Here is a 24,971-nt window from a genome sequence, read left to right on the forward strand (position 1 = left end):
AAACGGCACCAGGTGCCGTGAACCGGAGGGAAGCGGTGTTTCTACCGCGTCTTCTCGCGCAACAAGGCCACGATGGCCGCGGCTGTCTCTTCGATCGAGCGGCGGCTGACGTCTATGGTCGGCCAGCCGTGGCGCCCGCAGAGCTGGCGGGCGTAGGTCAACTCCTCATTGATGGAAGCCCGGTCGACATAGGCGGTGGAATCAAAACCTGTGGTCGACCCTAGCAGGCGATTCTGCCTGACATGTGAAATGCGCTCGGCCGTTGCCACCAGGCCAACCACCAGCGGTGTTTTCGCTTCGACCAGCGCCTGCGGCACCGGCACGCCGAGCACGATCGGGATGTTGGCGGTCTTGATGCCGCGGTTGGCCAGATAGATCGAGGTCGGCGTCTTCGAGGTGCGCGAAATGCCGATCAGCACGACATCGGCCTGTTCCATGTCGAGCGGCAGTTGGCCGTCATCATGCTCCATGGTGAAATTCAATGCGTCGATACGCCGGAAATATTCGGCATCCAGGACGTGCTGGGCGCCGACGCGCCGGCCGGCCGGCGTGCCGAGATAGGATTGAAAGACCGCCAGCACCGGCTCCAGCACCGACACGCAGGGCAGGCCCATGGCCGCGCAGCGTTCGTCTATACGATGGGCAAGCGCCTGATCCACAACCGTGTAGAGCACGATGCCCGGCTCCTCCTCGATGTCGTCGAACACCTTCATCAACTGCTTTTCGGTGCGGATGAGCGGATAGATGTGCTCGATGGCGCGCGCGTCCTTGTATTGCGCCGATGCGGCACGGCCGGCGGCCAGCAGGGTCTCTCCGGTGGCGTCTGAAATCAGGTGCAGGTGGAAGAAGCTTTGCGGTTTGTTCACAAGGACTCGCGTCGTGCTGTGGGTGGATGTGGATAAGTCGGGACCAATCCGGCGGGTGTGCAAAAGCGACTGTATCAGATGGCCACTTGTCCACAATTGAAGCCGCTGTCAGCTTTTTTCGACAGCTGGGGACAAGTCTGGGGAGGACGGAATCTGGCTGGATCTCGTTCACAGCCGAGACAAAAGATCACGGCAGACAGTACCTTGATTCCAAATATGGATTCGGGTTTTCCCCATTGTTCCCAAGGCTGCGGAGCAAACCGCGCGACATTATGGAGACTGGCGTTTTGGCGCCCGATGCTGGACAGCTCGACATCCCCGATTCAAACAGACTCGTAGAATCAGAAGACTCTTTTAGAATCTCTTTTAGTTTTAGATAGGCTTTCGAAAGCGGGCTCATGGCTGTCAGACGGACTGTGCTTGAAGTGCTGAACGGGGAGACGGTTTCTCCGCCTCCGCTCTGGATGATGCGCCAGGCTGGCCGTTATCTGCCTGAGTATCGCGAAACCCGGAAACGGGCGGGCAGCTTTCTCGATCTCTGCTACAATCCGGATCTGGCGGTCGAAGTGACGCTGCAACCGATTGAGCGTTTCGGCTTCGACGCTTCGATACTGTTCTCCGATATCCTGGTTGTACCGCATGCGCTCGGTCGCGATCTGCGCTTCGAGGAAGGCCGCGGACCACTCCTGACGCCGATCCAGGCTGATGAGGTCGATGTGCTGAACACCGAGTTGTTTCACGTGAATCTGGCACCGGTTTACGAAACGGTGCGCCAACTGCGCCGAAAACTGCCGGATGAAACCACCCTGATCGGCTTCTGCGGAGCACCCTGGACTGTAGCGACTTACATGATTGCCGGCCACGGCACGCCGGACCAGGCGCCGGCCAGACTGTTTGCCTATCGCGAGCCGGACGCTTTCAAACGGCTTTTGAAGACGCTGGCCGATCAGTCTGCATCCTATCTCATCCGCCAGATCGAAGCGGGTGCGGATGTCGTGCAGATATTCGATTCCGCGTCCGGGGTGCTGGACGAAGCTTCCTTCCAGGCCTTCTGTGTCGAGCCGGTTGCCGAGATCATACGGCAGGTCCATGCCACGCATCCGGATGTTCCGGTGATAGGCTTTCCAAAGGGTGCAGGCGCCAACTACGCCTCTTATCGCTCCAGGACAGGTATATCAGGCCTCGGCCTCGACTGGACCGTGCCGTTGACCGCGGCGAAGGCCTTGCAGAAGGGCGGCGCGGTGCAAGGCAATCTGGATCCACTGCGGCTTGTCGCCGGTGGACGCGCCTTGCAGGAGGGTGTCGATGCCATCCTGGATGTTCTGGCCGACGGGCCGTTGATCTTCAACCTTGGTCACGGCATCACGCCGGAAACGCCGATCGCGCATGTCGAAGCCATGGTGAAGCAGGCGAGGAGCCGCCGATGACCGACAGCAACAGCGCAGCCAGCGGCGGGCAGGCCATGCGCCGCGCGGCGATCGCCATTGTCGTCTTTCTGGTTCTGGCGGCGCTGCTCTATCTGGTGGCGCCGGAGGATTTCTATCCCTGGGCCAAGGCCATCCATGTGATTGCGGTGATTTCCTGGATGGCGGGCATGCTCTATCTGCCGAGGCTGTTCGTCTATCATTCCGAGACCGAGCGTGGTTCGCAGCAGTCAGAGACTTTCAAGGTAATGGAGCGGCGCCTGCTGCGCGGCATCATCAATCCGGCGATGGTGATCAGCTGGGCGTTCGGCTTGTGGCTGGCCTGGAAGGGGTTCGGGTTCCAGGGTGGCTGGCTGCACGCCAAGCTCGCGGCCGTGGTGGCGCTGTCTGCGGTACATGGCTATCTGTCGGCTGCGGTTCGCAAATTCGCAGAAGATCGCAATGAAAAACCCGCAAGGCACTGGCGGATCGTCAACGAGATCCCCACATTGCTGATGATCATCATTGTTGTGCTGGTGATCGTAAAGCCGTTCTAAGCGGCGAAAGCTTGGCGGAACCTATGATTTCGCGCCTTGCTCTTTGGTTGGCGTGACGGTACAAGACGGGTCTCTCCTCGTCACGCGCCCCATTTAGCTTCCTACCTTTCGGTCGCGTTCGGCATTTTCTCTCGCCGGCCCATTTTCCCATTTTTACACTTAGGCTCCTCTCATGCAGGAAATGAAACTCCAAGAATTCAAGAACAAGAAACCGACCGATCTGATCGCGTTTGCCGAATCGCTCGAGGTCGAAAACGCCAGCGTGATGCGCAAGCAGGAGCTGATGTTCGCGATCCTCAAGAAGCTCGCGGCACAGGATATCGAGATCATCGGTGACGGCGTTGTCGAGGTTTTGCAGGACGGCTTCGGCTTTCTGCGCTCGGCCAACGCCAACTATCTGCCAGGCCCGGATGATATCTACATCTCGCCCTCGCAGATCCGCCGTTTCTCGCTGAAGACAGGCGATACGGTCGAAGGGCCGATCCGCAGCCCGAAAGAAGGCGAACGCTATTTCGCGCTGCTCAAGGTCAACACCATCAATTTCGACGATCCGGAAAAGATCCGGCACAAGATCCACTTCGACAACCTGACGCCGCTCTATCCGAACGAGCGGCTGAAGATGGAAATCGAAGCGCCGACCAAGGATCTGTCGGCCCGTGTCATCGATCTGGTGGCGCCGCTCGGCAAAGGCCAGCGTGGTCTGATCGTTGCGCCGCCGCGTACCGGTAAGACGGTGCTGCTGCAGAACATTGCTCATTCCATCACCGCCAACCACCCGGAATGCTATCTGATCGTGCTTCTGATCGACGAGCGCCCGGAAGAAGTGACGGATATGCAGCGTTCGGTGAAGGGCGAGGTTGTGTCCTCGACTTTCGACGAGCCGGCGGTTCGCCACGTTCAGGTCGCGGAAATGGTCATCGAGAAGGCCAAGCGCCTCGTCGAGCACGGCCGTGACGTCGTCATTCTGCTCGATTCGATCACCCGCCTCGGCCGCGCCTACAACACCGTCGTACCGTCCTCCGGCAAGGTACTGACGGGCGGTGTCGACGCCAATGCCCTGCAGCGGCCGAAGCGCTTCTTCGGTGCGGCTCGTAACATCGAGGAAGGCGGCTCGCTGACCATCATCGCGACGGCGCTGATCGATACCGGTAGCCGCATGGATGAGGTGATCTTCGAAGAGTTCAAGGGTACCGGCAACTCGGAAATCGTGCTCGACCGCAAGGTCGCCGACAAGCGTATCTACCCGGCGATGGACATTCTCAAGTCGGGCACCCGTAAGGAAGACCTGCTGGTGCAGAGACAGGATCTGCAGAAGATCTTCGTGTTGCGTCGTATTCTCGCGCCGATGGGCACGACCGATGCGATCGAATTCCTGATCGATAAGCTGAAGCAGACCAAGACCAATGGCGACTTCTTCGATTCGATGAACACCTGACCGGTAAGTTCTCGAACGAGATCGAACGGCTTAGGAAAAGCGCGCTCCGAAAGAGCGCGCTTTTCGTTTCCGAGGATATCGAGTGCGGCTCCGGACTGGTCAGCCGCTGACGCGTCTGGTGGAAATTCCTTACGTCATTTTCGGGCGAAGAAGCTTTGCCAACTCGCCGGGTTCGGACACCGGTGGCAAACAGGACTGGGCCATGCAGAGATAGGCGCCAGGCTTGTCTGTCGAAGGCAGAACATCGCCCGGCAGGCTTGGTGCAGTACCACCCAGACCAACCGCTATGTCGATGCGACGCGGATCGGGATTTCGATTCGCTACCGCAACGAGGCTTTGTTGGTCCGGATCCTCGACGACAACAAGTTTCAACGGATCAAGCGCCAGTGCGCAGGAATTGACGATGCCGACCTGACCATAGGTCTGCTGGCCTGCTCGGCCCAAGGCGTGTTCGGCGATCACCAATGCCTTTTCGTGAAGCGCGATGTCGCCTGTCGCGGTCGCCAGCCGCACCAGGGCTTCAATGATCTGCCCGGTTGCGGACGGGATTGCCTCGTCGACGTCGCCCCGAATGCGGATCGGAACATCACTGCTGTCGGAAGCAGACAGGAAGTAACCCGTGTGATCCGCGTCGGCATGCCACCGCTCAAGCTGTTCCGCCAGAGTTCTGGCGATATCGATGTATCCCGTATCATTGGTTGCTTCGAACAGCGCTGTCGCCGCGGTGATCATCGCTGCATAGTCGGTGGACAAGGCCGGGAACAGTTTCCTGTCGCCGAGAACGGAATGCGGAAGGCGCCCGGTCTCTGCGGTGGCCAGGATGCCTGCAAAGCCTTTGGCAGCGAGATCGATCCAGTCGCTTCGGCCGAAGCTTCGCCCGCATTCGGCCAGGGCCGTGATCAGCAGGCCGTTCCAGTCGGTCAGTATCTTGTCGTCTCGGCCCGGGCGGATACGGCTGGCCCGGCCGGCAAGGAGCCTCGTTTTCAGGTCTGCCACCGCTGGATAGTCGGCAACCTCTCGTTCGCTCTGCTCGTCGCTCTGTCGCAGGATGGGTTTGCCTTCCCAGCCGGCGGGAGCGGAAAGGCTGTAATGGCCGGCAAATGTGGTGACGTCCGTCTGAAGGGTTTCGGTAATCTCGTCTTTGCTCCAGGTATAGAAAAGACCCTCTTCGCCATCGCTGTGCGCATCGAGGCTGGAAGCAAAAGCCTGGGTCTCGGTGCGCATCTCACGCGAAAGCCAGGCAATCGTTTCTTCGATTCGTATCCGGAACAGTTCATCCAGGCTTGTCGCGTAGGCCCAGTTCGCCATTCGCAGCAACTGGGCGTTGTCATAGAGCATCTTCTCAAAGTGCGGCACGGTCCATTCCGCATCCGTCGAATAACGGCAAAGGCCGCCGCCGACATGATCGTAGATGCCGCCGGCGAGCATCTTCCGCAGCGAGAAAAGAACGGCGTCGCGATGCGTTGTGTTTCCGGTTTGCAGCCAGGAAAGCCAAAGCGTGGTCATGAAGGGTGCATTCGGGAACTTCGGAGCGCCTTTCAATCCGCCTTCCGCCCAGTCGATCATGCCGGCGATGCCGTCGGCGAGCCTCCCCAGGGCCTGCCGGTCGAGGGCGTTCCTTGGCTGGGTTGCGGATAGTCGCGTGGCAACATGGGCGATCAAACCGTCGGCGCTCTGGCTCAAGCTATCCCGCTTTTCCCGCCAGGCCTTGTCGATCGCTTCCAACACCTGCACGAAACCCGGACGGCCGTAGCGTGAGCGCGGCGGAAAGTAGGTTCCACCCCAGAACGGTTTGCCATCGGGTGTCAGGAACATGGTCAGTGGCCAGCCGCCCTGTTCTCCCATGGCCGAAAGTGAAGCCATGTAGATCTGATCGATATCGGGGCGCTCCTCGCGATCCACCTTGATGTTGACGAAGAAGCGGTTCATGACGCCGGCGATCTCGTCGTTTTCGAAGCTCTCATGCGCCATGACATGGCACCAATGGCAGGCGGCATACCCGACGGACAGCAGGATCGGGCGGTTCAGCGCACGTGCCTCATCCAGGGCTGCTTGCGACCAGGCTCGCCAGTGAACGGGATTCTGCGCATGTTGGCGCAGGTACGGGCTTGCTTCTTCAGCAAGCAGGTTTTTCTGCGGTAAGGTCACGGTTCCAGCCTGTTGTCTTTGCCTGGAAGGTTAGGGCATTTCGAAGAGCGAACAATGAGATTTTCGGATTCGATCGTCGCGCTGTCGAGTGGGAAGCTGCCGGCCGGAGTGGCGGTGGTAAGGTTATCCGGTTCCAGGACTCGATTCGCCGTCGAAACGATTCTGGGCGCATCGATACCTGAACGTGAGGCGGTGTTGCGGCGGCTGAGGCAGCCCGACGGATCCCTGATCGACACCGGGTTGGCGATCTTCTTCGCTGGGCCGGCCAGTTTCACCGGTGAAGATGTCGCGGAGTTCCAGGTCCATGGTGGCAAGGCTGTGGTGTCTGCCCTGCTGCGGACATTGACCGCCATTGACGGCATCCGTCATGCCGAACCCGGTGAATTCACCAGACGAGCCTTCCTGAACGGCAGGCTGGATCTCGTCGAGACCGAAGCTCTTGCTGACCTGATCAACGCCGAAACAGAATCGCAGCGCCGTTTTGCCTTGCTCAATGCGAGCGGCGCCCAAAGCGAACTTTACGACGGTTGGCGCCGGCGCTTGATCCATGCGCGCGCAATGATCGAGGCCGAGATCGATTTCGCGGATGAAGACGACATTCCGGGCTCGGTCTCGGATACCGTCTGGTCTGATATGCGCAAGCTTTCCAACGAGATCGCCGGGCATGTTGCCGGGTTCCGCGCGGGCGAAATCATTCGTGAAGGCTTCGACGTGGTGATCGTCGGTGCGCCAAATGCCGGAAAGTCCAGCCTGTTTAATGCGTTGGCCCGGCGTGAGGCTGCCATTGTCAGCGATGAGCCGGGTACGACCCGCGATCTTCTGGAGGTTGCGCTCGACCTGCACGGCCTGAAAGTTCGGCTGACGGACACCGCGGGATTAAGGGAGCAAGCCGGCACCGTGGAAGGGATTGGAATAAGGCGGGCAAGAGACCGGGCAAAAACCGCCGATCTGCTGGTGGTCCTTCAGGACCTGACAGATGGCGCGCCTGATCTTGAATTGCCCGCTGCGTCGCGCCAGCTTCGAGTTGGGACCAAACTCGACCTCCTGGCCGAGGTTACGGACCGTTCGGAGTTCGACCTGCTTGTCTCCGCCAGGACGGGTGAGGGCCTAGGCCAGCTTCTGGCGAGGCTCGGCGAATTGGCGGAGGAGGCTGCAGGCGGCAGCGGCAGCTTGTTGCCATCGCGCTTGCGCCACGTGGAACTGCTGGACGAAAGCAAGGCGTTCATCGACCGAGCGTTGTCGCAACGCGATCTCGATCTGCAAGCGGAGGATCTGCGTTTGGCCGGGGACCTGCTCGGCCGGATCGTCGGGGCTGTTGATGTGGAAGATCTCCTCGACGTGATCTTCTCGCAGTTCTGCATTGGCAAATGACTCACGTGAAACAGCGGTCCGGATGGGAGGTGACTCACGTGAAACACGCCGACTGGAGTGACTCACGTGAAACAACAGGCGGATCCATCTCGCCGCAACTGATGCGTGTTTCACGTGAAACGTCGGTTTTTCTTGACAGGAATCATTCGGAAGAACATGACAGCGCAAGCGAAACTCCAGGAGCATAAACGATGATGAGCAGCTACGACGTTGTCGTGGTTGGAGGCGGGCATGCTGGTTGCGAGGCGGCCAGCGCGGCTGCCCGTGCCGGTGCGCGGTGTGCGTTGGTGACGTTGCGCTTCGATACCATCGGCGTGATGTCGTGTAACCCGGCGATTGGTGGGCTCGGCAAGGGGCATCTTGTTCGCGAGATCGACGCCATGGATGGCCTTATGGGCCGAGTGGCAGATGCCGGCGGCATCCAGTTTCGCTTGCTCAATCGCCGCAAGGGTCCCGCGGTGCGTGGCCCCCGTACGCAGGCCGATCGAAAGCTGTATCGTCTGGCCATGCAGGACGCCATTCAGGCCCAGTCCAATCTCGATGTCGTCGAGGGCGAGGTTTTCGATCTCGAGGTCGAGAACAATGCCGTTTCAGCGGTTTTGCTGGCAGACGGGCGCCGACTGGCTTGCGGCGCCGTGGTTTTGACGACCGGAACGTTCCTGCGCGGATTGATCCATATCGGAGATCGCAAGATCGTGGCCGGACGTATGAACGAACAGGCCTCGGTTGGCCTGTCGGCGACCATGGAACGTATCGGCTTCAAGCTTGGACGCCTGAAGACAGGCACGCCGCCCAGGCTGGATGGGCGCACGATCGACTGGAAGGTTCTGGAAAGCCAGGCTGCTGATGAGAGCCCGGTCCCATTCTCGCTTATGACGGATCGCATCCGCAATCCACAGATCGATTGCGGTATAACGCGCACGACCCCGGAGACGCATGCCGTCATCCGCGCCAACCTCAATCGTTCTGCGATGTACTCCGGGGAGATCGAAGGGATCGGGCCGCGCTATTGCCCATCCATCGAGGACAAGATCGTCAAGTTCGGCGATCGCGAAGGCCATCAGATATTTCTGGAACCGGAGGGACTGGATGACCCGACGGTCTATCCGAATGGAATTTCGACCTCCCTGCCGGAAGATGCGCAGCTCGAATTGCTGAAGACAATACCGGGCCTCCAGCGCGCGACGATGCTGCAGCCGGGTTACGCGATAGAATATGACCACGTCGATCCGCGTGAACTGCACCAGTCGCTCGAGACCCGTAAGGTTCGAGGCTTGTTTCTCGCCGGCCAGATCAATGGAACAACCGGTTACGAAGAGGCCGGAGCGCAGGGGCTAGTTGCGGGTTTGAACGCAGCGCGGCGTGCGGGTGGCGGCGAACAGGTCGTGCTCAGCCGCACGGAAGCCTATATCGGGGTGATGATCGATGACCTGACAAGTCGAGGTATCGCAGAGCCCTATCGTATGTTTACATCGCGCGCGGAGTTCAGGTTGTCGTTGCGCGCCGACAATGCCGATGAACGATTGACCCAGAAGGCCGTCGATCTTGGCATCGTCTCGGCAGAACGCACGCGTCGCTTCGAGGAAATCAGGATGCGAATCGACCAGGCCCGCGCGCTGGCCAAACAGGTTCGGTTCACTCCGAACGAAGCTGCGAGCCATGGCCTGGAGATCAACAGGGATGGTGTCCGGCGTTCGGCCTATGAGTTGTTGGCGTATCCGGATGTCGATGTCGCCTGGCTGAGCAGGATTGATTCGCAGTTCGCCACCATCGATGCCAAGACGGCTGAAGCTCTGGAGATCGAAGCCAAGTACTTCGTCTATCTGGATCGCCAGAAGGCGGATGCGGAACAACTGCGCCGGGAAGAAGGCAGGTTGATCCCGGGCGATCTGGATTTTGGCGGCGTTTCGGGGCTGTCCAACGAACTCAAACAGAAGATGCGGGACCGCAAGCCGAGGTCGGTTGCCGAAGCGCAGCGTATGGAAGGCATGACACCCGCCGCACTTGCTGTGATTGTCGCCCATATCCGAAATGCGGAAGTGGCCGAGAAAGGTGCCGCTTGAGCGCCGCATCGTTTGAAAGCCTGAAGGCGGTGGCGGGAGACGTTTCACGTGAAACGTTTGCGGCACTTGAAGCCTTTGAAGCGCATTTCCTGAAATGGAACCGGAGCATAAATCTCGTTGCGGCATCGACGGAAGGTGATGTTTGGCGACGTCATATCCTGGACAGCGCCCAGCTGGCAGCGATCGAACCGACCGCAAAGCGCTGGGTCGATGTCGGTTCCGGCGGCGGGTTCCCAGGGCTGGTGATGGCGTTTCTGCTCGGCGAGCGTGGTGGTTCGATCGATCTTGTCGAGAGCAATCGCAAGAAGACAGGGTTCCTGCAGGCCACCGTCGGGCAGTTTCGATTGCCAGCACGGATCATCGCCAAGCGCATCGAAGACTCATATCCACTTGTGGGCATGCCGGAGATCGTTACAGCGCGGGCTTTGGCTTCGCTGATCGATCTTCTGGATATTACCGAGCCCTGGCTGGCCTCGGGCGCACATGCCCTGTTCCACAAAGGCCGGGATTATCAGCGGGAAATCGAAGAAAGCACTCACCGCTGGCGCTTCGATCTGATAGAACATCCAAGCGCGATCGACCCACAAGGGGTTGTGCTTGAACTGCGAAATGTTCGCAGACTTTGATTCAACGTGTGATGCTAGCGAAATGAATTTGTGGCGGAAACCCATGACCTCCACCGGACCCAGGATCATTACGGTTGCCAACCAGAAGGGCGGCGTCGGCAAGACGACCACCGCCATCAACCTGGCCACGGCGCTCGCCGCGATCGGTGAGCGTGTGCTCATCGTCGACCTCGACCCGCAGGGCAATGCCAGCACCGGGCTGGGCATCGATCGTCGCGATCGCGCCGTCTCTTCCTATGATGTGCTCACCGGTCAGCTCGACCTGGAAGCCGCGGCGATGCCGACCGCTGTCCCGGGGCTCTCGATCGTTCCTTCCACGCTCGACCTGCTTGGCATCGAGATGGAGATCGCCTCGGCGCCCGACCGCGTGCTGCGGCTGCGCAATGCGATTCATGCTTCCGACCAGTTCAGCTATGTGCTGATCGACTGTCCGCCATCACTCAACCTGCTGACGCTGAATTCGATGGCGGCGGCTGATTCGGTCCTGGTTCCATTGCAGTGCGAGTTCTTTGCGCTGGAAGGTCTGAGCCAGCTCCTTGAAACGGTCGAACAGGTACGCGGATCGATCAACCCGAATTTGAGCATCCAGGGCATCGTGCTCACCATGTTTGATGGTCGCAACAACCTCGCCAACCAGGTCGTGCAGGATGTGCGCGCCTATATGGGCGACAAGGTCTATGAGACGATCATCCCACGCAATGTGCGCGTGTCGGAAGCGCCGTCCTACGGCAAGCCGGCAATCCTCTATGATCTCAAATGTTCCGGCAGCCAGGCGTATCTGCAGCTGGCTTCGGAAGTGATTCGCCGCGAGCGCCAGCTGCGGGCTGCGTAGAACCGATACACCGGAGCATTTCCGCCAAAGCCGGAAACGCTCTAACCCATTGTTTTAACACAATTCCGGGCCGAAAACCGTCACATAGTTTTCCTGGAATTGCTCGAGCGAAACGACCTGGAAGACTGAGATGAACGACGATCCTTCGAGAAAGCGGCTGGGACGAGGGCTTGCGGCACTGATCGGCGAAATCGACCGGCCCGCGGCCGCGGCCACCGAACAGCCGCGCCCGGCGGCTGACGGCAAGGTTCCGATCGAGTTCGTTTCGCCCAATCCACGCAATCCGCGCCGCCATTTCGGTGATGCCGAGTTGACGGATCTATCGCAGTCCATTCGCGAACATGGTGTGGTCCAGCCGGTGGTGGTGCGTTCGTCACCCACGCAGCAGGGCCGTTACGAGATCATTGCCGGCGAGCGGCGCTGGCGGGCAGCGCAACGCGCCGGTCTGATCGAGATTCCGGTGATCGTACGAGAGGTCAATGACCGCACTGCGCTGGAACTGGCGATCATCGAAAACGTGCAGCGCGCCGATCTGAACGCGGTCGAAGAGGCGCTTGGCTACCAGCAGCTGATCGACGATCACGGCTACAGCCAGGCCGATCTCGGCCAGGTCATCGGCAAAAGCCGCAGCCATGTCGCCAACACGCTGCGGCTGTTGAAGCTGCCGGATGTCATCCGCGACATGCTGGTGGATGGCTCCCTGTCGGCGGGCCATGCGCGTACGCTGGTCACCGCGCAGGATCCGGCGGGGCTTGCCAAGCGTATCGTGGAGGAAGGGCTTTCGGTTCGCCAGGCTGAAGCGCTCGCGCAGATGCCGGTCCAGGCGCAGCGCGAGGCTAAGCTGTCGACGCCCGCGGAAAAGGATCCCGATACGCTGGCGCTGGAAAAGCTGTTGTCCGATGTCACGGGCATGAAAGTGGTGATCGCACACAAGAGCGGCGGCGGCGAACTGCGCGTGTCGTACCGCTCGCTGGATCAGCTCGACGATCTTTGCCGACGGCTGAAGCAGGCCTGAGCGCTCAAGCCGCACCCGCTCGTTGATTTTCGATAAGCCACTGTAAAACAAAGCATTTTTAATGCTGAGCGGTTTTTGCTCAGCGCCGTTGCGCGAGCCGCGCGCTCTCCACGGCAATTCCGAGCAGGGCCTGCCGGGCAATCGGCTCGGCAAGATCGGACCTGCGCCGGGTCTGCAGGACAGCGGCCTGGAGCCGCGCCAGCGCCCGGTTCAGGGCTTCGGAACTCCAGCGCTCCAGCGCTGTCTCGATCAGACGGCGACGGGTAAAGAAAACCGGCGGCTTGTGGGCGGCGACAACTGCAGCCGCATTGCGCCCGCCACCGGCCTCCATGGTGCCACGCATCGCATGCAGCGCCTGGAACTGGCGCATTGCGGCAGCCAGCGCCAGAAACGGCTGACCGCCGGCCTGGCATTGGCGGGTGAAAGCCGTGTCGAAATCCTCCAGCCTGCCAGCCAGCACGGCATCGACGGCATCGTCAAAGGATTGCCCGGAGACGTCGCCCGTCAGAACGCGCACGTCTTCCAGGGTAATCTCGCTGCGTCCGTGCGCGTAAAGTGCCAGCTTCTCGACTTCGCCGCGCGAGGCGAGGCGGTCTCCACCGAGATTGCGGCGCAAGGCCTGGCGCGCTTCCAGCGACATCGTCATTCCGGCCTTGCCGAGTTCGTCGTCAATGACGGTCTCGATGTCGCGCGCGTCGTCGGCATAACAAGGCAGCGCCATGGCGCCGTGCGCCGCCTCGACGGTTGCACGCAGTCCGACACCTTTCTTCAGGTCACCGGCCTCGATCAGTACAATGGCATCGCGTGGCGGCTCGGCCAGCAAGGCCTTCACGTCGTCCGCAAGGTTTTTCTGGGCGCCTGCATTGCGCAGCCAGAGCAGACGCCGATCGGAAAACATCGGCACGGTGCGCGCCTCGTCGAGCAGGCGGCCCTGGTCTCGGTCGGCGTCGCCGGCGTCCAGTTTCACAACTGAGAACGGGTCATCGAGCGGCAGTCCCGTGCGGGTCGCGAAAGCACGTGCACGCTCTGCCACCAGTCCGCGGTCCGGACCATAGATGAGCACCAGCCAGGTGCCGGAGTCCGGCCGCGCCAGCCACGAATCGACTTCTGAGGCTTTTTTCTGTGCCATGGTGGTCCCCTAGCACGATGTGGTGCTCAAAGCATGTAGCGCGAATGCTCACAGCGCTTGCGGCAGCTTTTGGAATGGAAGCAATGACAAGCAATCGCATTTGTTGCCGCAAAAGGCATGGATGAGACGGGATATTACGCGCGTTTCCTGCAACATTGCGCCGCCGCCGGAGCCGAGCGCACCGGGCAGGGAGAGGCAAACGTGGTGGAGGTACTTTGGCGCTGCTTCGGCGTCGAAGATATGCCAACATCGCAGATTGAAAGTGATGGAGCGTCTTGTGCACGTCCCTTGGACGGCCGGCGTTTCAATGCAGTGGAGGACGAGAGCCCATGGCCGAAGCCGCGAAGTTGCGCTTTCATGTTCCGGAACCGGAGGTCAGGCCGGGTGGAACACCCGATTTCTCCAACGTTCCAATTCCCAAGGCAGGCTCGGTGCCCAAACCGCCGATCGATGTCGATCCGCGCGAGATCCGCGATCTGGCATTTTCGATCATCCGCGTCCTGGACCGTGCCGGCGAGGCGGTCGGTCCCTGGGCAGACATGCTGGGCGATGAAGAACTCCTCGAAGGCCTGCGCCACATGATGACGCTGAGGGCTTTCGATGTGCGGATGCAGATGGCGCAGCGCCAGGGCAAGACGTCCTTCTATATGCAACATCTGGGTGAGGAGGCGGTGAGCTGCGCCTTCCGCAAGGCCCTCGACAAGGGCGACATGAATTTCCCGACCTATCGGCAGGCAGGTCTCCTGATCGCCGACGACTACCCGATGGTCACGATGATGAACCAGATCTATTCGAACGAAGCCGATCCTTTGAAGGGACGGCAACTGCCGATCATGTACTCGTCGAAGGAACACGGCTTCTTCTCGATTTCCGGCAATCTGGCCACCCAGTACATTCAGGCAGTGGGTTGGGCGATGGCATCCGCGATCAGCGGCGACACGCGCATTGCCGCTGCCTGGATCGGCGATGGTTCGACCGCGGAATCGGATTTCCATTCGGCGCTGGTGTTTGCCTCGACCTACAAGGCCCCGGTCATCCTCAACATCGTCAACAACCAATGGGCGATCTCGACCTTCCAGGGTATCGCCCGCGGCGGTGCCGGCACGTTTGCGGCGCGTGGCCTCGGCTTCGGTATTCCGGCCCTGCGGGTCGACGGCAACGACTATCTTGCCGTGCACGCCGTGGCAAAATGGGCTGCGGAACGTGCGCGCGCCAATCTCGGGCCGACACTGATCGAATATGTGACCTATCGCGCCGGCGCGCATTCCAGCTCGGACGATCCGTCGGCCTATCGGCCAAAGGCGGAATCGGAGGCCTGGCCGCTGGGCGACCCGGTGGTGCGGCTGAAGAACCATCTTATCCATCGCGGCGTCTGGTCAGATGAACGCCACGCGCAGGCCGAGAGCGAAATCCTAGAAACCGTCATCGCGGCGCAAAAGGAAGCAGAGTCGCACGGCACGCTGCATGCCGGTGGCAAGCCGTCGATCCGCGACATGTTCGAAGGGCTCTATGCCGAGATGCCACCACATCTCAAGCGCCAACGCCAGCAGGCGGGGATTTGAACCATGGCACGCAAGACCATGATCGAGGCTATTCGCGATGCCATGGATGTCGCGATGGGGCTGGATGAACGTGTCGTCGTTTTTGGCGAGGATGTCGGCTTTTTTGGCGGCGTATTTCGCTGCACGCAGGGCCTGCAGGCCAAATACGGCAAGACCCGATGCTTCGATGCGCCGATCAATGAATCCGGTATCGTCGGCGCAGCGATCGGCATGGCCGCCTACGGGATGAAACCGTGTGTGGAGATACAGTTTGCCGACTATATGTTTCCTGCCTACGACCAGTTGACCCAGGAAGCTTCTCGCATACGCTACCGTTCCAATGGCGATTTCACCTGTCCGATCGTCGTGCGCATGCCAACGGGTGGCGGCATCTTCGGTGGCCAGACCCACAGCCAGAGCCCGGAAGCGCTGTTCACCCACGTGTCCGGTTTGAAGACCGTGGTGCCGTCCAATCCCTCCGATGCCAAAGGCTTGCTGATCGCGGCGATCGAGGATCCAGATCCGGTCATCTTCCTGGAGCCGAAGCGGCTCTACAACGGACCCTTCGACGGCCATCACGACAAGCCGGTCACGCCCTGGTCCAAGCATGATCTCGGTGAAGTCGCCGACGGCCACTACACCGTGCCGCTCGGCAAGGCGGTGATCCGCCGCCCGGGCAATGCGGTGACGGTGCTTGCCTATGGCACCATGGTCTATGTTGCCCAGGCCGCGGCGGAAGAGACCGGCATCGATGCGGAGATCATCGACCTGCGCACGCTGCTGCCGCTTGACCTCGATACCATTGTCGAATCAGTCAAGAAGACCGGCCGCTGTGTCGTCGTGCACGAGGCGACGCTGACCTCAGGCTTCGGAGCCGAGCTGATGTCGCTGGTGCAGGAGAATTGCTTCTACCATCTCGAAGCGCCGGTCATGCGTGTTGCCGGCTGGGACACCCCTTATCCGCATGCACAGGAGTGGGACTATTTCCCCGGCCCGGCCCGGGTCGGTCGCGCGCTTATCGCCACGATGGAGGCCTGACATGGGTGAATATGTCATCAAGCTGCCCGATGTCGGCGAAGGCGTGGCCGAGGCGGAACTTGTCGAATGGAGCGTCAAGGTCGGCGACCTCGTGCGCGAGGATACTGTGCTGGCGGCGGTCATGACCGACAAGGCGACGGTGGAGATCCCGTCGCCGGTCGACGGAGAAATTCTCTGGCTGGGCGCAGAGATAGGCGACACGGTGGCGATCGGTTCGCCGATCGTTCGGCTCAAGGTGGCCGGAGAAGGCAATGCAGCCGCTGAAGCCAAGCCCGCGGCTGTCAGCAAGGCCGAGGAACCTGCGAAGGCCGATGTTGCCAAGCAGGCCCCCAGGGAGCCGGTTGAAGCCAAGCCAGCGTCAGTTCCGGCGGCAACAAAGAATGTATCGCGTCCGTCCGCTTCGATCGGCGGTGCGCCGCGCCCCGAGGGCGAAAAGCCACTTGCGTCGCCGGCGGTGCGGCTTCGCGCCAGGGAGGCCGGAATCGATCTGCGTCAGGTCACCGGCACGGGCCCGGCCGGTCGCATCCAGCATGAAGACATCGAGGCGTTCCTCTCGCGCGGCCCGCAAACGGCGCGGCCGGCGACCGGTCTCTCTCGCAACGAGAGCGTCGAGGAAATCAAGGTCATCGGGCTTCGGCGCAAGATCGCCGAGAAGATGAAGCTATCCAAATCGCGCATCCCGCACATCACCTATGTCGAAGAAGTCGATGTGACCGCGCTGGAAGATCTGCGCGCCGCTCTCAACAAGGAGAAGCGCGCCGACCGACCGAAGCTGACGCTGCTGCCTTTCCTGATGCGGGCCATGGTCAAGGCGATCGGTGAACAGCCGCTGTTGAATTCATTGTTCGACGACGAGGCGGGCGTCATCCACCAGCATGGCGGCATCCACATCGGCATTGCTGCCCAGACAGCGAATGGTCTGGTAGTGCCGGTGGTGAAACACGCCGAGGCACGCGATCTCTGGGATTGCGGCGCCGAGGTCAACCGTCTGGCCGAAGCCGCCAAGACCGGGACGGCGACCCGCGACGAGCTTTCCGGCTCAACCATCACCATCACCTCGCTGGGTGCGATGGGCGGTGTCGTGACCACGCCGGTGATCAACCACCCGGAAGTCGCGATCATCGGCGTCAACAAGATGATGGTGCGGCCGATCTGGGACGGTACCCAGTTCGTTCCGCGCAAGATGATGAACCTGTCGTCCAGCTTCGATCACCGCATCGTCGACGGCTGGGATGCCGCGGTGTTCGTCCAGCGTATCAAGGCGCTGCTGGAAACCCCGGCACTGATCTTCGTGGACAATTGATCATGGATCCTTTTCGCGATCGTCAGCCAGCGAAGCTTTGGAAACGGGGAGTTGGGCAATGAAGGACATTTCCTGCAAGCTGCTCGTCATCGGCGCCGGTCCCGGCGGCTATGTCTGCGCCATTCGTGCCGGTCAGCTCGGCATCGACACCGTCATCGTCGAGGCTGTGAAGCCGGGCGGCACCTGTCTCACCATCGGCTGTATTCCGTCCAAGGCGCTGATTCATGCGGCGGAAGAGTTCGAGAAAGTTTCGCACATGGCCGAAGGCAGCAGTCCGCTGGGCATTGCCACGACAGCCCCGTCGCTCGATTTCGGCAAGACTATCGCGTGGAAGGACGCTATTGTAAGCCGGCTTACAAATGGCGTTTCCGGACTGCTCAAGAAAGCCAGGGTCAAGCATGTTTCGGGTTGGGCAACTTTCCGCGACGGCAAGACCGTGGAGGTCGAGACTGAGACCGGGTTGCAGGTGATCCGCGCGGAAACCGTGGTCATCGCTACCGGCTCGGCGCCGGTCGAGCTGCCTTTCCTGCCGTTCGGCGGTCGGGTGATCTCGTCAACTGAAGCGCTGTCCCTCGACAAGGTGCCGGAACGGCTCGCCATTGTCGGCGGCGGCTACATCGGGCTTGAGCTCGGCATGGCCTTTGCAAAGCTCGGCGCGAAAGTGACCGTGGTCGAAGCGCTGCCGCGCCTGCTCGCCCAATACGACGCCGAGCTGACGAAGCCGGTGATCAAGCGTCTGGCGGAGCTTGGCGTCGAAGTGCTGACCGAAGCCAAGGCCAAGGGACTGTCAAGCAAAGGCGATGCACTGCTGGTGGAAACGGCTGCCGGCAAGGACGTGAAGATCGAGGCCGACCAGATTCTGGTCACGGTTGGGCGCAAACCGGTGACGGAAGGCTGGGGCCTCGACCAGATTGACCTCGACATGAGCGGGCGCTTCATCCGCATCGACGAGCAATGCCGCACCTCGATGCGCGGGGTCTTTGCCATTGGCGACGTCACCGGCGAACCGATGCTGGCGCACCGGGCCATGGCGCAGGGTGAGATGGTGGCCGAGATCGTGGCCGGCCACAAACGCAGCTGGGACAAGCGAGCCATTCCCGCTGTGTGTTTCACCGATCCGGAAGTGGTGAGCGTCGGATTGTCGCCGGACGAAGCGAAGGCTCTGGGCGGCGAAATCAAGACCGGACAGTTTCCGTTCACCGCCAACGGCCGCGCCATGACCAGGCTTGGCGAGAGTGGCTTCGTCCGTGTCGTCGCGCGCGCCGACAATCATCTGGTGTTGGGCATCCAGGCGGTCGGCAACGGGGTTTCCGAACTGGCTGCTGCATTTGGGTTGGCGCTGGAAATGGGCGCGCGCCTGGAAGACATCGCCGGCACCATCCATGCGCACCCGACGCAGGGCGAGGCGTTTCCCGAAGCGGCACTGAAGGCGCTGGGACACGCATTGCACATCTGAGGAAACGCGCTCGGCGGCGAATGTCGATACTGCAGTCCAACAAAAAACCCGCCGGGACCAGCCGGCGGGTTTTTTTGTCTGCTTGAACCGGCAGAGCCGGTGAGCAACTTAGCTGGCCATGCGGTCGGTGCGCTCGTGCTGCGCATAGGCGCGGCCGAAGCGGTTGGCCAGGAAGCTGTCCAGTGCGATGTCTTCCTGCTTGACGAAGCCGGTCGCCGGCAGGGTGCCGTCTGCCAGCATGTCGAGCACCGCGCAGATGCCGGAGGCTGTGGTGATCTGGATGGCGCTGCGTACGGTCTGGCCGGAACGCTGGCTGTAGACCTTGTTGGCGTAGGTCTCCTGCAGCAGTCGGCCGTTCTTGCGGCCCGAGACGGTCACGAAGACGATGACCACGTCCTGCATGGTGGCCGGCAGCGCGTTTTCGAGAATGTCCTTCAGCACTTCACGGCGATGGCGCAGGCCGAGATCGTTGAGCAGCGCCTTCATGATCGCGGCGTGGCCCGGATAGCGGATGGTGCGGTAGTTGAGCGTGCGCACCTTGCCTTTCAGCGTCTCCGCAAGCGTGCCCAGGCCGCCCGAGGTGTTGAAGGCTTCATAGGTGACGCCGTCGAGCGAGAATTCCTCGCGCTCTTCCAGCGGCGGCACTTCGATCAGCTCGCCTTCGACGATGGCTTCGCACGGCTCGCAATATTCGTTGATGACGCCGTCGGTGCTCCAGGTCAGGTTGTAGTTCAGAGCATTGGACGGATATTGCGGCAGCGCGCCGACGCGCATGCGCACGCTTTCGAGGCTGTCGAAACGGCTGGCGAGATCGTTGGCGACGATCGAGATGAAGCCGGGAGCCAGGCCGCACTGCGGAATGAAGGCGGTCTTTGCGGTCTTCGCCAGTTCCTTGACGCGTCGGGTCGACGCGACATCCTCGGTCAGGTCGAGATAGTGGACACCGGTGGAAGCAGCTGCCTCGGCGATGCGTGTCGTGAGATGGAAGGGAGCGGCGCTCAGCACGGCGAACTTGCCGGCAAGCACGGCTTCAAGGGCGCCGGCGGCTTCGATATCGGTCTCGACCGTGGCGATTCCGGCGGCAACCTCCAGTGCGGCAAGCTGTGCAGCGGAGCGGTCGACGATGGTGACGCGATAGTCGCCGATCGCGGCCAGCATGTCTGCGATGGTCGAGCCGATCTTGCCTGCGCCGACAACAACGATTTCCTTCATGGCCAAGCCCTTTCTTATTGATGTTCCAGGGGCAGGAATCGCAGTTTGCCTGACGAATGGAAGTGTGCGATTGAACAAAACGCCGACGCTTTTCGATAAAATCGCCGAGCTCGGTCGTCAAAATGCGAAGTAGCGTGGAAAAATGCTAAGCCAGGCCGACCGAGACCTCATCACGCTGCTGCGTGAAAACGCCCGCGCCTCGACGGCCGAACTTGCTCGAAGGCTGGGAGTTTCGCGCACCACCGTGCAAAGTCGCATCGAAAGGCTGGAGGCACGGGGGATCATCACCGGCTATGGCGTGCGGCTGGCACCGGACTATGAGCAGGGGCTGGTGCGGGCGCATGTGCTGCTGACGGTGGCGCCGAAAGCGGCCGAGCGGGTCGTGAAGGATCTGCGTGCGCTCGGCCAGGTGCGTTCGCTGCATTCGGTCAGCGGCAGCTTCGACATGATCGTGACGGTCGAATCGGCTTCGATCAGCGACCTCGACGCACTGCTCGACCGAATCGGTGCAATGGACGGCGTGGAACGCACGCTGTCTTCCATCATCCTCTCGACGCGGATCGACCGGTAAGATCCCGTCATCTTCTACCTGACCCCGGAAACCATGCAGGATCGCATGACAGACACAGGAAAGCGCAAGCCAGCCGGCAAGAACCACGATGTGGACCTGATTGCCGTTGTCGTGGCCATTGCCGACCAGGAGCCACGCGTCCTTACCGTCGGGACTGCAAACGGGCTGCCTTCAGGTCCGTTCGAGCTTGGCCACCGATCCTTGCAGTTCGGCCTGCGGACATGGGTGGAACAGCAGACCAGCCACCAGCTCGGTTATATCGAACAACTCTATACATTCGCCGACAGCGACCGGATCGGCGACGAGCGTCAGGAGCGGGTGATCTCCATCAGCTATCTGGCGTTGACCCGCATCGATCATTCTTCGGCTTCTGCGAAACGAGCATGGCGCAGCTGGTACGACTTCTTTCCATGGGAGGATCATCGTGCCGGCATCCCCGCCCTGATCCCCGAAATTGTCCAGCCGCAGCTGACGGCCTGGGCAAACGGGGCCGCCGATGTCGCGTCACGAGAAGAAAGGCAGCGCAGGGCGGCAATCGCCTTCGGCTTCGACGATCATCCCTGGAACGAAGAGTTCTGCCTGCAGCGCTACGAACTGCTCTACGAGGCGGGCCTGGTCGAGGAGGCCATACGCGGGCGCGGCGAACACGGCTCTGCATTGATACCCGGCCCGGCCATGATCGCCGATCACCGCCGCATCCTGGCCACGGGAATCGCGCGGCTGCGTTCGAAGATCAAATACCGGCCGGTCGTGTTCGAACTGATGCCGCCGGTTTTCACGCTGCTGCAATTGCAGCGGGTGGTCGAAGCACTCGCCGGAAGGCTGGTCCACAAACAGAACTTCCGCCGCCTGATCGAGCAGCAGGAACTGGTCGAAGAGACCGGGCAGATGACCGCCGACACGGGGGGACGACCGGCCAAGCTCTACCGCTTCCGCCATGCCGTTCTCGATGAGCGCGCGGCTGCAGGGACAAAATTGCCACTCACCAGGTCTTGACAGGAGTTATGCTCATAGTAAGCATATGTCGGTGATATACTCACACTGAGCATAAAGTGAGGTGCCGATGTCTGTCTCTTCCGCCGCGGTTGCCGCATCACCTTCCGCCGTCCTCTACCAACGCGTGCGGCGTGTCATCCCGCCGATAGAATGGTCGGTCTTCGCCGGCGACATCGACGCCATCCTGGCGCTGAAACGCCAGCGCAACGCCGTTATCCTGGCGCACAACTACCAGACGCCGGAAATCTTCCATTGCGTGGCCGACATCGTCGGCGACAGCCTGGCGCTTGCCAGGAAGGCGATGACCGTCGAAGCCGATGTCATCGTGCTGGCAGGCGTGCACTTCATGGCCGAGACCGCCAAGCTGCTCAATCCGGACAAGGTGGTGCTCATCCCCGATCTCGGCGCCGGCTGCTCGCTGGCCGATTCGATCACCGCCGCCGATGTGCGCCTGATGCGGGAAAACTATCCTGGCGTGCCGATCGTCACCTATGTCAACACGTCCGCTGCGGTGAAGGCAGAGTCCGATATTTGCTGCACCTCGGGCAATGCGCTCGCGGTGGTGGAATCACTGGGCGTTCCGCGGGTCATCATGCTGCCCGACGAATATCTGGCCCGGAACATCGCCGCGCAGACCAAGGTCGAGATCATCGCCTGGAAGGGCCATTGCGAAGTGCATGAGCGCTTCACGCCGGCCGATATCCGCGAGCTGCGCGAAGCCCATCCCGGAGTCACCGTGCTTGCCCATCCCGAATGTCCGCCCGAAGTGGTTGCCGAGGCCGATTTCGCCGGTTCCACCGCGGCGATGTCGGACTATGTCGGTCGTCACAAGCCGGCGCGCGTGGTGCTGATGACCGAATGCTCGATGAGCGACAACGTCGCCGTCGAACATCCCGAGGTTGATTTCGTGCGGCCCTGCAACCTGTGCCCGCATATGAAGCGCATCACGCTTGCCAACATCCGCGCGGCGCTTGAGGAAAACCGGCACGTGGTGACCATCGATGCCGATGTCGCGGATCGCGCTCGCCAGGCAGTGGAGCGCATGCTCGCGATATGACGCCGTCCCTCCATGACCTTCAGGATCGTCCCGTCATAATCGGTGCTGGTGTCGCCGGCCTGATGACCGCACTCTGCATGGCGCCGGAGCCGGTGGTCCTGATCTCGAGGGCTCCGCTGGGAGCCGAGACGTCCAGCACGCTCGCGCAAGGCGGCATGGCCGCGAGCCTTGGCACCGACGACAGCCCGGAACTCCATTTCATGGACACGCGTGATGCTGGCGCCGGACTTTGTGACGAGGTGGTCGTCAGACGCTTCACGGATGCCGCTCCACAGGCGATCGCCGATCTCGAGCGTCTCGGGGTTGTGTTTGATCGCGCCCGCGACGGCAGCTTGCGTCTGGGGTTGGAAGCCGCGCATTCGCACCGGCGGATCGTGCATGCCGCAGGCGATGCAACAGGCCACGAACTGGTCAGGGCCTTGACCGCTGCAGTTCGAAGGACGCGTTCGATTGCTGTCCTCGAGGGGTTTGAGGTGCGACGGCTGCTTCTTGAAGACGAGGAGATCGCCGGGATACTGGCCGTCGGCAGCAATGGCGCGACTGCGCTGTCCACCGGGCGTGTGGTGCTCGCTACCGGTGGCGTGGGCGGGCTGTTCAACGATACGACGAACCCGTCGACTTCCTTCGGACCAGGCCTGGCGCTTGCAGCGCGTGCCGGCGCGGAACTGGCCGATCTTGAATTCGTGCAGTTCCATCCGACGGCTCTCGATGTTCCGCTGCGTCCGATGCCGCTTGTCAGCGAAGCAGTGCGCGGCGAAGGTGCCATACTCGTCAACGATCGTGGGCAGCGCTTCCTCGCCGACACACCGGGCGGCGAACTCGCGCCGCGTGACGTGGTGGCACGCGCGGTGTGGCGTGAGCTTGCCGCAGGGCGGCGTGTGTTCCTGGATACGCGGCAGTGTCTCGGGTCACGCTTCGCCGGACGCTTCCCGGTGATCGAAGCGCTATGCCGCAAGGCTGGCATCGATCCTTCGCTCCAGCCGATTCCGGTTCGGCCCGCGGTCCACTATCACATGGGTGGCGTGGCCGTTGATGCCGAAGGACGCAGTTCCGTCGCCGGTCTGTGGGCATGCGGTGAAGTCGCCTGCACCGGGCTACACGGCGCCAATCGTCTTGCCAGCAATTCCCTCACCGAGGCGGTGGTTTCGGCGGTACAGGTCGCCAGCAGCGTCGCCTCCAGCGCGCGGCCGGTGCGCCGGTACCCGATCGCGGTAAGCGCATCGCCGACGCCGGATGCTGCGCAGGTTCGCTCCATTGTGTCCGGGGCACTTGGCATCGTGCGGGATGAGGCTCCGTTGCGGGACGCTGTGGCGGCGCTGCTGCCGTTCACAGAACCAGATGGCGTTGCATCGGATCCCGCCATTGTCGGGCTGATGATCGCTGTTGCCGCCCTTCGGCGCGAGGAAAGCCGCGGCGCGCATTGTCGTGCGGACTTTCCCCTGCAGGAGAATCAGCCGCGTCGGTCTCGTCTGACGCTTGCAGAGACACTGGATAGCGCCGCCGCCATCACTGAAATGGCCGTTCCTCTTATAAGGAGAGCTTGAGATGTTGACACCGCTGCCGCACATCATGGTTGAACCGCTGGTGCGTAGTGCCCTGCTGGAAGATCTCGGCCTTGGCGGCGATCTGACGACCAATGCAATCGTTCCGGCCGACACCGAAGCAACGATGTCGCTTGTCGCAAGACAGGAAGGCGTGATCGCTGGTCTCGATGTTGCGGCACTGGCCTTCAAGTTGATGGATCCGCGAATCGCATTCGAGCCAGTTCACCATGACGGCAGTCATGTTGCCTCCGGGGCAACAATTGCAATTGTTCGCGGGCCGGCTCGTGCTTTGCTGACGGCAGAACGGGTTGCGCTCAACTTCCTCTGCCACCTGAGCGGTGTCGCCAGCGCCACCGCGGCGGTCGTCGCGGCGGTGCGGGGTCACAAGGCGCAGATCGTCTGTATACGAAAGACGACGCCCGGCCTGCGCGCACTGGAGAAATATGCCGTACGTGCTGGCGGCGGTTCGAATCACCGCTTTGGCCTCGACGATGCGGTGCTCATCAAGGACAATCACATCGCGATTGCAGGAGACATCCGCATCGCGATAGCTCGGGCAAAGGCGGGCACCGGCCATATGGTCAAGATCGAGGTCGAGGTGGATACGCTCTATCAACTCGAAATCGCACTCGCGACCGGCGTCGATGCCGTTCTCCTCGACAATATGTCCGTCGAACAGCTTTCGCGGGCGGTGGCCATGGTCGACGGCCGCGTGATCACCGAGGCTTCGGGCCGCGTGACGGCAGCCACGGCTCCTGCCATCGCCGCAACCGGTGTCGATCTCATCTCGATCGGCTGGCTTACGCAC

At 61.6% G+C, this 24,971-nt stretch carries 21 protein-coding genes (1 of these 21 cut by a window edge); 17 read left to right on the plus strand and 4 right to left on the minus strand.

Annotated elements, in window-relative coordinates; all coding sequences use genetic code 11:
• Positions 1–41: 41 nt before the first annotated feature.
• Entirely contained in the window at positions 42–866 is an 825-nt protein-coding gene (locus ACFJIU_RS26915; RefSeq protein WP_379065134.1) for a pyruvate, water dikinase regulatory protein, read from the minus strand.
• A gap of 398 nt (positions 867–1,264) precedes the next feature.
• Between ACFJIU_RS26915 and hemE the strand changes: the two genes are divergently transcribed.
• The 3 genes from hemE to rho all read left to right on the plus strand — a co-directional run bounded on the left by hemE (position 1,265) and on the right by rho (position 4,261).
• The gene (hemE, locus tag ACFJIU_RS26920; protein WP_379065136.1) at positions 1,265–2,293 is read left to right on the plus strand and encodes a uroporphyrinogen decarboxylase; all 1,029 of its coding nucleotides are present in this window, start codon (positions 1,265–1,267) and stop codon (positions 2,291–2,293) included.
• Positions 2,290–2,826 carry a protoporphyrinogen oxidase HemJ gene (gene hemJ / locus ACFJIU_RS26925; protein WP_379065138.1) on the plus strand — a complete coding sequence of 179 codons (537 nt, stop codon included), beginning with the start codon at positions 2,290–2,292 and terminating at the stop codon, positions 2,824–2,826. The genes hemE and hemJ overlap by 4 nt, the downstream gene beginning before the upstream one ends.
• A 172-nt stretch (positions 2,827–2,998) precedes the next feature.
• Positions 2,999–4,261, plus strand: coding sequence for a transcription termination factor Rho (gene rho, locus ACFJIU_RS26930; RefSeq protein ID WP_129412386.1), 1,263 nt, complete (start codon positions 2,999–3,001; stop codon positions 4,259–4,261).
• A 129-nt stretch (positions 4,262–4,390) separates the two neighbouring features.
• Here rho and ACFJIU_RS26935 read toward each other — a convergent pair whose 3' ends face one another.
• Positions 4,391–6,409, minus strand: a complete 2,019-nt coding sequence (locus tag ACFJIU_RS26935) for a thioredoxin domain-containing protein (RefSeq protein WP_379065140.1) — start codon at positions 6,407–6,409, stop codon at positions 4,391–4,393.
• A gap of 54 nt (positions 6,410–6,463) precedes the next feature.
• Here ACFJIU_RS26935 and mnmE point away from each other — a divergent pair, with 54 nt between their 5' ends.
• The 5 genes from mnmE to ACFJIU_RS26960 all read left to right on the plus strand — a co-directional run bounded on the left by mnmE (position 6,464) and on the right by ACFJIU_RS26960 (position 12,316).
• Positions 6,464–7,780: a tRNA uridine-5-carboxymethylaminomethyl(34) synthesis GTPase MnmE gene (gene mnmE / locus ACFJIU_RS26940; RefSeq protein WP_379065142.1), complete on the plus strand. Its 1,317-nt coding sequence runs from the start codon at positions 6,464–6,466 to the stop codon at positions 7,778–7,780.
• A 191-nt stretch (positions 7,781–7,971) separates the two neighbouring features.
• Positions 7,972–9,843 carry a tRNA uridine-5-carboxymethylaminomethyl(34) synthesis enzyme MnmG gene (gene mnmG, locus ACFJIU_RS26945; protein WP_379065144.1) on the plus strand — a complete coding sequence of 624 codons (1,872 nt, stop codon included), beginning with the start codon at positions 7,972–7,974 and terminating at the stop codon, positions 9,841–9,843.
• A complete protein-coding gene (rsmG, locus tag ACFJIU_RS26950; RefSeq protein WP_379065146.1) occupies positions 9,840–10,469 on the plus strand; it encodes a 16S rRNA (guanine(527)-N(7))-methyltransferase RsmG in 630 nt (209 codons plus the stop codon). The genes mnmG and rsmG overlap by 4 nt, the downstream gene beginning before the upstream one ends.
• A gap of 43 nt (positions 10,470–10,512) precedes the next feature.
• Positions 10,513–11,301, plus strand: coding sequence for a ParA family protein (locus ACFJIU_RS26955; RefSeq protein WP_129412391.1), 789 nt, complete (start codon positions 10,513–10,515; stop codon positions 11,299–11,301).
• Positions 11,302–11,431: 130 nt separating this feature from the next.
• Positions 11,432–12,316 carry a ParB/RepB/Spo0J family partition protein gene (locus ACFJIU_RS26960; protein WP_379065149.1) on the plus strand — a complete coding sequence of 295 codons (885 nt, stop codon included), beginning with the start codon at positions 11,432–11,434 and terminating at the stop codon, positions 12,314–12,316.
• A 79-nt stretch (positions 12,317–12,395) separates the two neighbouring features.
• On the opposite strand, the gene holA is transcribed toward ACFJIU_RS26960, so the two are convergent.
• Complete coding sequence (gene holA / locus ACFJIU_RS26965) at positions 12,396–13,445, minus strand: DNA polymerase III subunit delta (protein ID WP_379065151.1); 1,050 nt, start codon at positions 13,443–13,445, stop codon at positions 12,396–12,398.
• A gap of 329 nt (positions 13,446–13,774) precedes the next feature.
• Between holA and ACFJIU_RS26970 the strand changes: the two genes are divergently transcribed.
• The 4 genes from ACFJIU_RS26970 to lpdA are packed head-to-tail and all read left to right on the plus strand — an operon-like array spanning position 13,775 to position 18,783.
• Entirely contained in the window at positions 13,775–15,007 is a 1,233-nt protein-coding gene (locus ACFJIU_RS26970; protein WP_379065153.1) for a 3-methyl-2-oxobutanoate dehydrogenase (2-methylpropanoyl-transferring) subunit alpha, read from the plus strand.
• Between the two features lie 3 nt (positions 15,008–15,010).
• Positions 15,011–16,024 (plus strand): alpha-ketoacid dehydrogenase subunit beta, encoded by a 1,014-nt coding sequence (locus tag ACFJIU_RS26975; protein WP_379065155.1) that lies wholly within the window; start codon positions 15,011–15,013, stop codon positions 16,022–16,024.
• 1 nt (position 16,025) lies between these two features.
• A complete protein-coding gene (locus ACFJIU_RS26980; RefSeq protein ID WP_379065157.1) occupies positions 16,026–17,327 on the plus strand; it encodes a dihydrolipoamide acetyltransferase family protein in 1,302 nt (433 codons plus the stop codon).
• A gap of 58 nt (positions 17,328–17,385) precedes the next feature.
• Positions 17,386–18,783, plus strand: a complete 1,398-nt coding sequence (lpdA, locus tag ACFJIU_RS26985) for a dihydrolipoyl dehydrogenase (RefSeq protein ID WP_379065159.1) — start codon at positions 17,386–17,388, stop codon at positions 18,781–18,783.
• Between the two features lie 108 nt (positions 18,784–18,891).
• Here the strand turns inward: lpdA and ACFJIU_RS26990 are convergent, their stop codons facing one another.
• On the minus strand, positions 18,892–19,995 hold the full coding sequence (locus ACFJIU_RS26990) for a saccharopine dehydrogenase C-terminal domain-containing protein (protein ID WP_379065161.1): 1,104 nt from the start codon (positions 19,993–19,995) through the stop codon (positions 18,892–18,894).
• Positions 19,996–20,137: 142 nt separating this feature from the next.
• Between ACFJIU_RS26990 and ACFJIU_RS26995 the strand changes: the two genes are divergently transcribed.
• From ACFJIU_RS26995 to nadC, 5 genes are all read left to right on the plus strand, one after another.
• Complete coding sequence (locus ACFJIU_RS26995; protein ID WP_379065163.1) at positions 20,138–20,566, plus strand: Lrp/AsnC family transcriptional regulator; 429 nt, start codon at positions 20,138–20,140, stop codon at positions 20,564–20,566.
• Positions 20,567–20,599: 33 nt separating this feature from the next.
• Positions 20,600–21,562 (plus strand): hypothetical protein, encoded by a 963-nt coding sequence (locus ACFJIU_RS27000; RefSeq protein ID WP_379065165.1) that lies wholly within the window; start codon positions 20,600–20,602, stop codon positions 21,560–21,562.
• A 67-nt stretch (positions 21,563–21,629) separates the two neighbouring features.
• Positions 21,630–22,619 (plus strand): quinolinate synthase NadA, encoded by a 990-nt coding sequence (nadA, locus tag ACFJIU_RS27005; protein WP_379065167.1) that lies wholly within the window; start codon positions 21,630–21,632, stop codon positions 22,617–22,619.
• Positions 22,616–24,163, plus strand: coding sequence for an L-aspartate oxidase (locus ACFJIU_RS27010; RefSeq protein ID WP_379065169.1), 1,548 nt, complete (start codon positions 22,616–22,618; stop codon positions 24,161–24,163). Before nadA ends, ACFJIU_RS27010 begins: the two co-directional genes overlap by 4 nt.
• A gap of 1 nt (position 24,164) precedes the next feature.
• Positions 24,165–24,971, plus strand: the 5' portion of a protein-coding gene (gene nadC / locus ACFJIU_RS27015; RefSeq protein WP_379065171.1) for a carboxylating nicotinate-nucleotide diphosphorylase. The gene runs 39 nt beyond the window's last position; 807 of the gene's 846 nt are visible here — the first part of the coding sequence; it begins with the start codon at positions 24,165–24,167; its stop codon lies beyond the right edge, outside the window.

The sequence above is a fragment of the Mesorhizobium sp. UC74_2 genome (genome assembly GCF_042701485.1).
Taxonomy (GTDB): Bacteria; Pseudomonadota; Alphaproteobacteria; order Rhizobiales; family Rhizobiaceae; genus Mesorhizobium.

Coding starts and splice junctions, on each gene's coding strand:
- holA (WP_379065151.1), bottom strand. CDS start 13,445: ATGGCACAGAAAAAAGCCTCAGAAGTCGATTCGTGGCTGGCGCGGCCG.
- ACFJIU_RS26990 (WP_379065161.1), bottom strand. CDS start 19,995: ATGAAGGAAATCGTTGTTGTCGGCGCAGGCAAGATCGGCTCGACCATC.
- ACFJIU_RS26980 (WP_379065157.1), top strand. CDS start 16,026: ATGGGTGAATATGTCATCAAGCTGCCCGATGTCGGCGAAGGCGTGGCC.
- ACFJIU_RS26970 (WP_379065153.1), top strand. CDS start 13,775: ATGGCCGAAGCCGCGAAGTTGCGCTTTCATGTTCCGGAACCGGAGGTC.
- lpdA (WP_379065159.1), top strand. CDS start 17,386: ATGAAGGACATTTCCTGCAAGCTGCTCGTCATCGGCGCCGGTCCCGGC.
- mnmE (WP_379065142.1), top strand. CDS start 6,464: ATGAGATTTTCGGATTCGATCGTCGCGCTGTCGAGTGGGAAGCTGCCG.
- hemE (WP_379065136.1), top strand. CDS start 1,265: ATGGCTGTCAGACGGACTGTGCTTGAAGTGCTGAACGGGGAGACGGTT.
- ACFJIU_RS26960 (WP_379065149.1), top strand. CDS start 11,432: ATGAACGACGATCCTTCGAGAAAGCGGCTGGGACGAGGGCTTGCGGCA.
- mnmG (WP_379065144.1), top strand. CDS start 7,972: ATGATGAGCAGCTACGACGTTGTCGTGGTTGGAGGCGGGCATGCTGGT.
- ACFJIU_RS26955 (WP_129412391.1), top strand. CDS start 10,513: ATGACCTCCACCGGACCCAGGATCATTACGGTTGCCAACCAGAAGGGC.
- rho (WP_129412386.1), top strand. CDS start 2,999: ATGCAGGAAATGAAACTCCAAGAATTCAAGAACAAGAAACCGACCGAT.
- ACFJIU_RS26995 (WP_379065163.1), top strand. CDS start 20,138: ATGCTAAGCCAGGCCGACCGAGACCTCATCACGCTGCTGCGTGAAAAC.
- ACFJIU_RS27010 (WP_379065169.1), top strand. CDS start 22,616: ATGACGCCGTCCCTCCATGACCTTCAGGATCGTCCCGTCATAATCGGT.
- ACFJIU_RS27000 (WP_379065165.1), top strand. CDS start 20,600: ATGCAGGATCGCATGACAGACACAGGAAAGCGCAAGCCAGCCGGCAAG.
- hemJ (WP_379065138.1), top strand. CDS start 2,290: ATGACCGACAGCAACAGCGCAGCCAGCGGCGGGCAGGCCATGCGCCGC.
- nadA (WP_379065167.1), top strand. CDS start 21,630: ATGTCTGTCTCTTCCGCCGCGGTTGCCGCATCACCTTCCGCCGTCCTC.
- ACFJIU_RS26975 (WP_379065155.1), top strand. CDS start 15,011: ATGGCACGCAAGACCATGATCGAGGCTATTCGCGATGCCATGGATGTC.